13 protein-coding genes are annotated in these 11,903 nt (G+C 44.2%); 12 read left to right on the top strand and 1 reads right to left on the bottom strand.

The annotated features are described in order from the left end of the window. The first annotated feature begins 33 nt into the window (after nucleotides 1-33). Nucleotides 34-585: an NUDIX hydrolase gene (locus tag QNI08_RS04890; RefSeq protein WP_285766296.1), complete on the top strand. Its 552-nt coding sequence runs from the start codon at nucleotides 34-36 to the stop codon at nucleotides 583-585. Next, nucleotides 586-1,764 (top strand): endonuclease Q family protein, encoded by a 1,179-nt coding sequence (locus QNI08_RS04885; protein WP_285766295.1) that lies wholly within the window; start codon nucleotides 586-588, stop codon nucleotides 1,762-1,764. It abuts the gene before it with no gap. Nucleotides 1,765-2,113: 349 nt separating this feature from the next. On the opposite strand, the gene QNI08_RS04880 is transcribed toward QNI08_RS04885, so the two are convergent. Further along, on the bottom strand, nucleotides 2,114-2,677 hold the full coding sequence (locus tag QNI08_RS04880; RefSeq protein WP_285766294.1) for a GNAT family N-acetyltransferase: 564 nt from the start codon (nucleotides 2,675-2,677) through the stop codon (nucleotides 2,114-2,116). A 139-nt stretch (nucleotides 2,678-2,816) separates the two neighbouring features. Between QNI08_RS04880 and spoIIM the strand changes: the two genes are divergently transcribed. The 10 genes from spoIIM (at nucleotide 2,817) to spoIIAB (ending at nucleotide 11,896) form a co-directional block, all read left to right on the top strand. Continuing rightward, the gene (spoIIM, locus tag QNI08_RS04875) at nucleotides 2,817-3,464 is read left to right on the top strand and encodes a stage II sporulation protein M (RefSeq protein ID WP_285766293.1); all 648 of its coding nucleotides are present in this window, start codon (nucleotides 2,817-2,819) and stop codon (nucleotides 3,462-3,464) included. Nucleotides 3,465-3,583: 119 nt separating this feature from the next. Beyond that, a complete protein-coding gene (gene fur / locus QNI08_RS04870; RefSeq protein WP_061144437.1) occupies nucleotides 3,584-4,042 on the top strand; it encodes a ferric iron uptake transcriptional regulator in 459 nt (152 codons plus the stop codon). Between the two features lie 210 nt (nucleotides 4,043-4,252). Next, nucleotides 4,253-4,480 (top strand): YqzK family protein, encoded by a 228-nt coding sequence (locus tag QNI08_RS04865; protein ID WP_285766342.1) that lies wholly within the window; start codon nucleotides 4,253-4,255, stop codon nucleotides 4,478-4,480. A gap of 2 nt (nucleotides 4,481-4,482) precedes the next feature. Then, nucleotides 4,483-5,376, top strand: coding sequence for a site-specific tyrosine recombinase XerD (gene xerD, locus QNI08_RS04860; protein WP_285766292.1), 894 nt, complete (start codon nucleotides 4,483-4,485; stop codon nucleotides 5,374-5,376). A gap of 303 nt (nucleotides 5,377-5,679) precedes the next feature. Further along, on the top strand, nucleotides 5,680-6,867 hold the full coding sequence (gene deoB / locus QNI08_RS04855) for a phosphopentomutase (protein ID WP_285766291.1): 1,188 nt from the start codon (nucleotides 5,680-5,682) through the stop codon (nucleotides 6,865-6,867). Nucleotides 6,868-6,878: 11 nt separating this feature from the next. Next, a complete protein-coding gene (locus QNI08_RS04850) occupies nucleotides 6,879-7,694 on the top strand; it encodes a purine-nucleoside phosphorylase (RefSeq protein WP_285766290.1) in 816 nt (271 codons plus the stop codon). Between the two features lie 63 nt (nucleotides 7,695-7,757). Continuing rightward, the gene (locus tag QNI08_RS04845) at nucleotides 7,758-9,062 is read left to right on the top strand and encodes a pyrimidine-nucleoside phosphorylase (RefSeq protein ID WP_285766289.1); all 1,305 of its coding nucleotides are present in this window, start codon (nucleotides 7,758-7,760) and stop codon (nucleotides 9,060-9,062) included. 745 nt (nucleotides 9,063-9,807) lie between these two features. After that, complete coding sequence (locus QNI08_RS04840; protein WP_285766288.1) at nucleotides 9,808-10,974, top strand: D-alanyl-D-alanine carboxypeptidase family protein; 1,167 nt, start codon at nucleotides 9,808-9,810, stop codon at nucleotides 10,972-10,974. Between the two features lie 129 nt (nucleotides 10,975-11,103). Next, nucleotides 11,104-11,454: an anti-sigma F factor antagonist gene (gene spoIIAA, locus QNI08_RS04835; RefSeq protein WP_057914308.1), complete on the top strand. Its 351-nt coding sequence runs from the start codon at nucleotides 11,104-11,106 to the stop codon at nucleotides 11,452-11,454. A gap of 1 nt (nucleotide 11,455) precedes the next feature. Next, entirely contained in the window at nucleotides 11,456-11,896 is a 441-nt protein-coding gene (spoIIAB, locus tag QNI08_RS04830) for an anti-sigma F factor (protein ID WP_057914309.1), read from the top strand. Nucleotides 11,897-11,903 lie beyond the last annotated feature (7 nt).

Genomic DNA, 11,903 nt, shown 5'->3' with positions numbered 1-11,903 from the left:
TCATGCTGCAATTAGAACAGAGGAGTGTTCAGGATGAAAAAATTTGAGGAAAAAACGCTGTCTTCGGAAAAAATCTTCACAGGAAGGGTAATCAGCCTGCAAGTGGACGAGGTGGAGCTTCCTGATGGGAAAACAGGTAAACGTGAAATAGTCAAACATCCAGGTGCCGTTGCGATCATAGCTCTTACGGCAGAAAATAAAATCATCATGGTTGAACAGTATCGTAAAGCGCTCGAAAGAAGCTTGATAGAAATCCCTGCCGGAAAGCTTGAAAAAGGGGAGAAACCGGTTCTGTCGGCAGAACGGGAGCTGGAAGAAGAGACAGGCTATGTATGCGGGAAAATGGAGCACATCATCTCTTTTTACACGTCGCCAGGCTTTGCTGATGAATTGGTCCATTTGTATGTGGCCCACGATTTGAAGAAGAGAGAAAATGCGGCACCGCTGGATGAAGATGAATTTGTCGAGCTGATCGAGCTTACGCTGGAGGAGGCACAGGACTATTTACGTGAAGGGAAAATCCAGGATGCCAAGACGGCATACGCCGTTCAGTACCTGCTGCTAAAAAAGGCGATGACTTCCTAAATGAAAGAGTTCTATGCTGATCTCCATATCCATATAGGCAGGACGAGGAGCGGAAAGGCCGTGAAAATAACGGGTGCTAAAACCTTGACCTTCAGCAACATCCTGCAGGTGGCAAGTGAGAGGAAGGGCCTTGATTTAATCGGGATCATCGATTGCCATTCGCCGGAAATCATCGAAGAGATCGAAGCGGGGGTTGTGGATGGGAAAATCATCGAGAAGCGTGAAGGCGGTCTTTTGTACAAGAATACGACCATCATTCCCGGCTCGGAAATTGAGATTTATGATCAGAATTGCAATGGTCCCATCCATGTTCTCGCGTACTTCCCCACCTTAAAGGCGATGAAGGAATTCTCCGCATGGATGGGTGGTCATATTAAAAATATCACCTTAAGCTCTCAGAGGATTTATTGTGATGCCAGGACGCTGCAAAAAATCGTTAAGTCACTCGGCGGCCTATTCATCCCAGCCCATGTTTTCACCCCATTTAAAAGCTTATACGGAAAGGGGGTGGAATCGAGCTTGACCGAAGTATTCGATCCCAAGCTGATTGATGCCATCGAGCTCGGTCTAAGCTCGGATACAGACATGGTAAAGGATATTGCGGAGTTGGAGTCCTATCCCTTCGTGACGAACTCCGATGCGCATTCACTTGGGAAAATCGCTCGGGAATATCAAAAAATCCAGCTTTTGGAACCAAGCTTCACTGAATTGGAAAAAGCGCTTCAAGAAAAGGGAAATCGCAAGGTGAGCGCCAATTATGGATTGAACCCTTTATTGGGGAAATATCATCAAACCGTATGTTCAGCATGCTTCCACGAGATATTGAATGGAAGCGGCGAGTGCAGCGAATGCGGGAATCCATCAATCATAAAAGGGGTATCCTCCCGCATCCAGGAACTGTCGATGTCAAAAAAGGATGGAGGGCGCAAAAGGGAAAGGCCGCCATATATCCATCAAGTGCCACTCGACTTCATCCCTGGACTTGGTCCAAAATCGATGGAAAAACTGCTGGAGGCATTTGGAACCGAAATGAACATCCTTCATGAAGTTACATTAGAACAGCTTAAGGGAATCATTCCTGATAAATTGGCCGACTATATCGATGCAGCCAGGAATGGGACGCTCATCCTTGAAGCGGGGGGCGGTGGAAAGTACGGAAAGGTCAAAAAGGAAGGCTGAAGGGGAGAGGGCAAGAAAAGCTATGCACCGTGATGAGATGCTGTCTGTTTTTGCAGGCAGCATCTTTTTTGGATTCCGCGTTCATTTAATTTTCTTCACCCCAATTGTCAGTACCCAGCCGTTTCACCGAAGTATTTTAATCGTCCCCATCGAATGAAAACATGCGTCGTTCACGAAAGGAAAAGGGAGGCTTACCGTTCAACCATCAATTAAAAGAACGTGTTTCTCCCGAACCGGCTCTGAACAGCTTCGTGACGATTTTTCTATCATGAGCAAACGGACCCAGCAGGATTGACGTTGTTAAAGCTTCCATAGGCTCCAGGGTGGAAATCGCCGCTGTCAGTTTTTTTCAATTTGCTGTTTTGGCATAGACGGAGGTGCTCCGCAATTCCTTGCCATCTGCACTAAGGCTGTCATTTTGCAAAATGCCTTCAAATGTATACCCCAGCTTCTCGGGAATGCGTTTACTTGCAGTATTATCGGGATCACAGCGAATTTCAACTCGCTTCGCTCCATAATGATAAAAAGCGAATTTTGTCAACTTTTCTATCGCTTCCGTTATGTAGCCTTTTTTACTGTACCTTGTATCAATCCAATAGCCGATTTCGAATTTGGGGATATCCCAATTAATTCGGTGCAGTCCGGTAGAACCAATGAATTGGTCATCTTCTTTCCTATAAATAAGCAGCCTGATATCCTCTTTCAAAATGAAATCCGCGAAGGATTTCAGGACGTTTCGCTCGGAAATTTCCGCTGAGGCCTCCTGATGGGCAAAAGGGAGCCATTGTTTAAGTTCAAGTTCAGAATGGATGATGGCTTCGTAAACATCAAGGCCATCACCTGGCTGGCAAGGCCTTAAATATAATCGCGGGGTTTCGATTTTTTCGGGGAAATCCATCAATATCGCTTTCATAACCTACCTCCATCTTGTGATTATGGGGAATTATAACATAAATTCCATTTCGAGTGTGCGCTTGCAGTGAAAAGTTTTCTTAGCATAAATGAGAGAGTGAAAACATAGATTCTAGTAAGCGGAGTTGGGAGGATGAAAGATGAAAAGAAAATCTGTCGTACAAAATGCCGTAATGAGACATATTAACGAACATTCCTCATTATATGTCTTTATCACAGTGCTTTTTTTGATGGGTGTCATTTTTGGAGCGGTGCTTGTGAATAGTTTGAGCTTTACCCAAAAGGAGGACTTGTTCTATTATTTATCGCAATTCTTCGGACAAGTATCCAAAGGTGAATTTGCCTCTTCTCATGATATGTTCAGCCAAAGTATCATGCATAATATAAGATACATCGGCGTCATCTGGATACTTGGAATATCCGTAATCGGCTTGCCGGTCATTTTGGTTTTGTTATTCATAAAAGGGATGGTCGTCGGATTCACCGTCGGTTTTTTGGTCAATCAAATGGGATGGAGCGGTTTCTTATTGTCTTTCGTTTCCATTTTGCCCCAAAATATCTTCATCGTGCCGATCTTCATCGTGATAACGGTCCTTGCCGTGTCACTATCGATGAAGATGATCAGCCGGATTTTCCTTAAGCAGGTCCGTGAGCCGCTTAAGCCGATTATATCAAGATATATTTTCTCATTGGTGCTGTCCGGATTGTTTTTGGTTACGGCTGCAGCATTCGAAGCATACCTATCACCTTCCTTGATGAAAAATGTCGTGAGTTTATTGGGTCATTGACGGAAATTTGCCCTTATCGCAATTTTTTTTATCATTAACAAGAAATCTATTTTGACAGTTTTCCCTCATTTGATATAATGGATAAGATAGCGGCGCGGGAGGGAATATTAGGTATGGAAATAGAAAACAGAATTGATAGGATAAAAAAGCAGTTGCACTCGTCCAGCTACAAATTGACGCCTCAGCGAGAAGCGACCGTCCGCGTTTTACTTGAGCATGAAGAGGATCATTTAAGCGCAGAAGACGTTTACCTCCTTGTCAAAGAAAAGTCGCCGGAAATTGGATTGGCAACAGTATACCGTACGCTAGAGTTGCTGACTGAATTGAAAATAGTGGATAAAATTAACTTTGGAGACGGGGTTTCCCGTTATGATTTAAGACAAGAAGGAGCTGCGCATTTCCATCACCATCTTGTTTGTGTGGAATGCGGTGCGGTGGATGAGATCCAGGAAGACTTACTTGAAGACGTGGAATCGATCGTGGAACGCGATTGGAACTTCAAGATAAAAGATCATAGATTAACCTTTCATGGCATCTGTCATCGCTGTCATGATAAACAAGAGAATAAAGGTGAATGAAGACGGACCTTTTCCATTTACTGGAGAAGGTTTTCTGCGTTTTTAAAAGGCTCAAAACCTGTTTGTGCAACCATGGATTGTAGGGTAATCAGGAATGGATGTTAGTAAAGGAAAGCCGTTTTTTTTTTCTTCTCCTTGACGGATCACGTATAAAACTTGTCCTGGTGGGCATAGATTGATACAAGGGATGAAACGGGAGGGGGAAAGATGATGAAAACATCATTATCGCTGGTTTTGCATACGGCAAAAGTGATGGTGCTCTTCGTTAGCTTCACTGTTCTTTTTTATATAGGGATGGTATGGTTAAATCAGGAGTACCAAAATTATCATCGTTATGATGAACCAAAAGGGATGGCCGTGAAGGTTTCGAAGGCCGTCGATACGGGTGACGATGCATGGCTGGAACGCTTAATGCTGTTTTATTTAAACGGGGAGTGACTATGGAAAATCAAATCAGGGATTTCATTCATTTTTTAACGATCGAAAAAGGTCTTGCCAAGAATACGCTCGTATCCTATGAGCGCGACTTGAGATCATATTGGTGCTATCTGGTGGAAGTTGAATCCATTGACGACTGGAACGCTTCACGGCGTGTGAATATCCTGCATTTTCTCGTCCATTTGAAGGATCAAGGGAAATCATCGAAAACGGTAGCGCGCCATATTGCTTCGATCCGGTCTTTTCATCAATTTCTTCTGAGGGAAAAAGTGACCGATCAGGATCCTTCGATACATATAGAAACGCCGAAACCGGAGCGTACCCTGCCGAAAGTGCTGAGCATGGAAGAGGTTGAGGCGTTATTGGAATCCCCGAAGCCGATGGACGAATTCGGTGTGCGCGATAAGGCAATGCTTGAATTGATGTATGCGACGGGTATGCGGGTCAGTGAGCTGATATCCATGGATGTGAGTGATGTTCATGCATCGATGGGGTTTGTCCGTTGTGTCGGGAAAGGTAATAAAGAGAGAATCATTCCGATTGGGCAAACGGCCTTGGGTGCGATCGAACATTATTTGGGGGGAGCAAGAGGAAAATTGGCCAGCAAGAAGCACAGGACGGATTCGCTCTTCTTGAATCATCATGGCAACAGGCTGACAAGACAGGGATTTTGGAAGATTCTCAAAAAACTTGTAAAATCGGCACATATCGAAAAAGAAATCACACCGCATACACTCAGACATTCTTTTGCGACGCATTTATTGATGAATGGTGCTGATTTACGGGCCGTCCAGGAGATGCTGGGACACGCGGACATTTCGACAACGCAAATTTATACACATATTACTAACGTTCGCATCAAGGATGTATATTCAAAATTCCATCCGCGGGCATAGTAGAATAGTAGAGTTATAGAGGTTGCTTCCTACCAGTATCAGGCAGGGGAAGCGGCCTTTTTGCAATAGGCGCGAGGAGTGTAAAGCATGCTGGAAATTCCTGCTCCTGCTAATCGTCACTTTGTTGTTTTTTTTGAAATATATTATTTGTCTCGATCATGGTAATCGTTTACAATGTAGAGAGGTCAGACTTCTGACGTTGTCGTGATTAAAGTTCAAAAATAGTTTTTAAAGAGTAACTAAGCAAGATAAGGGTACTATAAAGAGTATAAAAAGCGATTTACTATTTTAGGAGGAATGAGCATGGAAGGGAATTCAGCTTTTAAACGTATATTTGTAGTGGTCATGGATTCGGTTGGAATCGGTGAAGCACCTGATGCGGATTTATTCGGTGATAAAGGGTCCGATACACTCGGACATATTGCAGAAGAAATGAATGGATTGAACATGCCGAATCTTGCAAAACTCGGTTTAGGGAATATCCGTCAAATAAAAGGAATCGATAAAGCTCAGCAACCTCTTGCATACTATACAAAAATGAAAGAAGCATCAACAGGAAAAGATACGATGACTGGGCATTGGGAAATCATGGGGTTGAATATCTCCACGCCATTCCGTGTATTCCCAAATGGCTTTCCTGAATTGCTGGTCAATGAACTTGAAGCGAAAATGGGCCGTGGAATCATAGGAAACGTCCCGGCGAGCGGAACGGAAATCATTGAAAGACTTGGCGAAGAGCATATGAAGACAGGCGCATTGATTGTTTATACATCAGCTGATTCCGTTTTGCAGATTGCTGCCCATGAAGATATCGTTCCGATCGAAGAATTATACAAGATTTGTGAAATTGCACGTGAAGTGACAATGGCTGATGAGTACAAGGTTGGACGCGTGATTGCCAGGCCTTTCACGGGTGAACCGGGCAGCTTCAAAAGGACATCCAATCGTCATGACTATGCATTGAAGCCTTTCGATCGGACAGTGATGGATGAATTGAAGGACTCCGGTCATGATGTTCTTGCAATCGGGAAAATCTCGGATATTTTTGATGGCGAAGGCGTGACCGAATCACTGAGGACTGTATCCAACATGGACGGAATGGATAAATTAATCCAAACGATAGACCAGGACTTCAAGGGACTAAGCTTCCTTAATCTAGTCGATTTCGATGCTTTATATGGCCACCGCCGCGATCCTAAGGGATATGGCGAGGCATTGGAAGAATTCGATGCCCGGATGCCGGAAGTCCTTGAAAAGCTGAAAGAAGATGACTTATTGATCATCACTGCCGACCACGGTAATGACCCTGTACATGAAGGAACCGATCATACGCGTGAATATGTTCCGTTATTGGTATACTCCAAACGATTCAAAGAAGGGTCAGAGCTTCCAATACGCGAAACATTTGCAGATATTGGGGCGACAGTTGCTGCTAATTTCGATGTGAAAATGCCCGCCTTCGGGAAAAGTATATTGGGCGATTTAAAATAAGGGGAGAGTAAATGATGTTTAATAAAATAGAGACAGCTGCTGCATTCATAAAAAATAAGATCGAAGGCACTCCGGAAATAGGATTGATCCTTGGTTCGGGCCTGGGGGTATTGGCAGATGAAATTGAAAATCCGATCACGATCCCTTACCAAGACATCCCGGAGTTCCCGGTTTCGACTGTCGAAGGACACGCCGGCCAGCTTGTCATCGGCCAATTAAGCGGTAAAAAAGTGGTGGCCATGCAAGGACGTTTTCATTTTTATGAAGGCTATTCGATGGAGAAGGTCACCTTCCCTGTGCGTGTAATGAAACTTCTAGGTGTGGAGCAGTTAATCGTAACGAATGCTGCCGGAAGCGTTAACGAAAGCTTCTCGCCAGGAGACTTGATGCTCATTACCGATCATATTAATTTTATGGGTACTAACCCGCTGATCGGACCTAATGAGGAGCGTTTCGGGCCAAGATTCCCTGATATGTCTGAAGCCTACAATAAAGAACTTCGGGCTAAAGCTAAAAAAATCGCATCAGCACTTGGCATAAATATTAAGGAAGGCGTTTATGTCGGGAATTCGGGACCGACCTATGAGACACCTGCTGAAGTGAAAATGGCAAGGATCCTTGGAGGGGATGCAGTGGGAATGTCCACGGTTCCGGAAGTAATCGTGGCTAGACATAGCGGCATGTTGGTCCTCGGGATATCATGCATCACCAACATGGCCGCTGGCATTCTTGATCAACCGCTTTCACATGAAGAAGTGATCGAAACGACTGAAAAGGTGAAAAGCAGTTTTCTGGAATTTGTTAAGCAAATCGTTAAAGACATATAAACCGAACAAAAAAATACAAGCGCACCCGAGAACGAGGTGCCTCTAAGAAGTGGGGATTTTACTATGAGAATGGTAGACTTAATTGAGAAAAAACGTGACGGCAAGGCTCTTTCAACAGAGGAAATCCAGTTCATCATCAAAGGCTTCACCAATGGAACGATTCCTGATTACCAAATGAGCGCCTGGTCGATGGCTGTTTATTTCAAAGGAATGAATGAACAGGAGCGCGCAGATTTAACGATGGCAATGGTCGAGTCGGGTGATCAAATCGATTTATCGATGATTGAAGGAATCAAGGTCGATAAACATTCAACGGGCGGTGTTGGCGATACGACCACACTCGTGCTTGGGCCATTGGTTGCTGCAGTAGGTGTTCCCGTGGCGAAAATGTCAGGACGCGGTCTAGGACACACTGGCGGCACGATTGATAAGCTGGAGTCTGTTTCAGGTTTTCATGTGGAAATTGAAAATGACGAGTTCATCCGACTTGTGAATAAAAACAAAATCGCTGTCATCGGACAAAGCGGGAACTTGACCCCTGCCGATAAAAAATTGTATGCCTTGCGCGATGTAACGGCCACCGTCAATAGCATCGGCCTGATTGCCGGATCGATCATGAGCAAGAAAATCGCTGCTGGTGCCGATGCGATTGTACTTGATGTTAAAACGGGAGCAGGAGCTTTCATGAAAACACTTGCTGATTCGGAGGAATTAGCGCATGCGATGGTGAGTATCGGGAACAATGTCGGAAGAAACACGATGGCTGTCATTTCAGACATGAGCCAACCGCTTGGTTACGCAATCGGAAATGCCCTGGAAGTGAAAGAAGCGATCGACACGCTTAAAGGGGAAGGACCGGAAGATTTAACGGAGCTTTCTTTAACATTGGGAAGCCATATGGTTTACCTAGCTAAAAAAGCAAGTTCATTGGAAGAGGCAAGGACATTGCTGGAAAATGCGATCAAAGATGGATCGGCACTCAACTCGTTCAAGATTTTCCTGGAAGCCCAGGGAGGCGATGGATCGGTTGTCGATCATCCGGAAAAACTTCCGCAGGCTGCTTATACCTTTGAGCTGGAAGCCAAAGAGGATGGATATGTATCGGAAATCATCGCTGATGAAGTGGGAACGGCAGCCATGCTTTTAGGAGCGGGCCGGGCGACGAAAGAATCGGAAATCGATTTGGCGGTCGGGCTTGTGCTTCGTAAAAAAATCGGCGAAACCGTAGCAAAAGGCGAATCCCTTGTAACGATTTATAGCAATTTTGAAGATGTATCCAAAGTGAAAGAAAAATTATATGAAAGCATTGCAATATCAAAAGCGAAAGTTGAAAAACCGACATTGATCTACAAAGAAATCATGGAATAAAGGACATTAACAAGAAATCCATCCTTTTTATTAGGGTGGTCACTGTAGACGGACTCGATAACTATCGGGTTCATCTACAGTTTTTTTTTTGGACCATTTTGCGCCAAATTCACGAGTAAACGGGCCAAACTGGCGAGTAAAACCGGTAAATTGGCGAGTAAAAGAACCAAATTGGCGAGTAAAGTAGCTAAACTCGCAAGTAACTCTCCTAAATGATGAAAGAACGCATCAACTCGGGCCAAATATGCGCGTAGCGATCATGAAACTGACGAAAAATGATCCCAATTGCATGAGAAACGCATGATTTTTATAAGAAAGCACCTCACATTCGATGCGAAGCCTAAACTCGCGAGCAAAAGAACCAAATTGGCGAGTAAAAGTGCCAAACTCGCGAGTAACGCTCCGAAATGATGAAAGAACGCATCAACCCAAACTCAATCGTGATGTAGCGCACATGGATCAGTCGAAAAAAGACCCTAATTGCGTGTGAAAAAGCATGATTTTAATAAAACGCGCTTCAAATTCGATGCAAAAGTCTAAATTCGCGAGTAACTGAATCTTAGACCGATGCCTTCCACTACAGGCACAACTTTCTGCATGGGCGGTCCGTTCAGAGGCCTCGGCGCCTTCTCTTCCAATCGACTTCAGGCACTCGTGCATCTATGAAGGCTCAAAATTTATCTTAACTGTATAAAAATGGGTTTTGTGGAAAAAATAAATGATATAAAGATTGGAGGGTATGGAGATGAAGCGGGTTCTTTCACTATTTTTAACCGTATTAATGGCAATAAGTTTTGGCATCCCACATACAAAGGCAGCGGAAAATAAAGGGGTGGACTTGGCTGCGAATGCTAAATCCGCCATTTTGATTGAGCGAGATACAGGTACCGTGCTCTATGATAAAAATTCGGATGTTCGTCTATCGCCAGCAAGCATGACGAAAATTATGACGATGCTGCTGATCATGGAAGCGATTGATAAAGGCGAGCTTAGCATGAAGGAAAAAGTCAGGACGAGCGAGTATGCGGCATCGATGGGGGGATCACAGATTTTCCTCGAGCCAGGTGAAGAAATGACCACAGAGCAAATGCTTAAGGGCATCTCGATTGGTTCGGCGAATGATGCGTCGGTAGCCATGGCTGAACGCCTAGCCGGATCTGAAGAAGAATTCGTCAAGAAAATGAATGAGAAGGCAAAAGACCTTGGATTAAAGAATACAAAGTTTCAAAACGCAACCGGCCTTCCGGTTAAGGATCATTACAGTTCGGCCCATGATATGTCGATCATGGCGAAGGAGCTTTTGAAATACGATACGATTACAAGGTTCACGGGTACATATGAGGACTATCTCCGTGAAAATACTGAAAAGAAATTCTGGCTTGTGAACACGAACAGGTTGGTTAAATTTTATCCAGGCGTGGATGGTTTGAAGACAGGCTTCACGAATGAAGCGAAGTATTGTTTGACGGCCACCGCAAAAAAAGGGAATATGCGCGTCATTGCCGTCGTATTCGGAGCGGCTTCCCCAAAGGAACGGAACGCACAGGTTACGAAGATGCTGGATTACGCATTTTCACAATACATCACCTATCCGATTTATAAACGCGGCGAGGCGTTAGGGGAAACGAAGGTAAGCAAAGGCAGCAAGAAGTCGGTTGTCGGTGTGACAAGCGAGCCCATTTCAGTTTTGACGGCCAAGAACGGAACGGCCAAGGACTTCACTAAAAAAATCACGCTTGATAAGGACTTGAAAGCACCGATTCAAAAGGGTGATGAAATTGGGACGCTTGAATTGAAGAAAGATGGCAAGGTGTATGTGAAATCACCGATCGTCGCGAAGGAAGCTGTAAAAAATGCGAGCTGGTGGCAATTGTATAAACGAGCTTTCGGCATGTTCACACAAGCAAAATAAAAAAAATGTCGCAATGCTAGGTAATAGTACTAATTTAGGCGAAACTGCACTAGTTTTGTTGTTAAGAAGGAATCGGCAGGTGAAAAAGAGAATTTGACTCTTATAAGACAGTGAAGGAGGCTGTATATATTGAGTCTTACGATAAATATGGAGGCGAAGAATCGAGTATTGTGCATTCGTCTCAAAGGTGATTTGGATCATCATACAGCAGAAAAATTGAAAAACCAGGCAGAGGCAGCCATTCAAAAGCATAACATCCAGCATATCATCCTTAACATGGAAGAATTGCACTTTATGGACAGTTCAGGGCTCGGCGTCATTTTAGGGCGATATAAGCAAGTGAATAAAAAGCAAGGTGAAATGGTGGTCTGTGCAATTTCTCCAGCAGTAAAGCGGTTATTTGAGATGTCAGGGTTGTTTAAAATTGTTAAAATGGAACTATCCGAAAAAAACGCTTTGCAAAGACTGGGGGTTGCCTAAGATGAAAAATAAAATGGAAACGAAATTTTCTGCATTAAGCCAAAATGAATCTTTTGCCAGGGTGACGGTTGCTGCATTCATTGCCCAATTGGATCCGACGATGGATGAATTGACGGAAATCAAGACGGTCGTGTCTGAGGCAGTTACCAATTCGATCATCCATGGGTATGAAAGTGACCCTGAGGGCTGGGTCTACATTTCAGCGGTTATCGAAGGAGATACTGTCGAGCTGACCATCAGGGATGAAGGCTTGGGCATTGAGGACGTCGAGGAGGCCAAACAACCGCTGTTCACGACCAAGCCGGAGCTTGAACGATCTGGTATGGGATTTACCATTATGGAAAACTTCATGGATGAAATCAATATCGTATCCCATAAGGGTGAAGGCACGATCATTCGATTAAAAAAGCACTTAACTACAAGCAGAGCTTTGTGCAATTAAGGGAGAC

The organism is Peribacillus folii (assembly GCF_030271255.1).
GTDB lineage: Bacteria > Bacillota > Bacilli > Bacillales > DSM-1321 > Peribacillus.
This window is presented reverse-complemented; position numbering and strand designations above follow the sequence as displayed.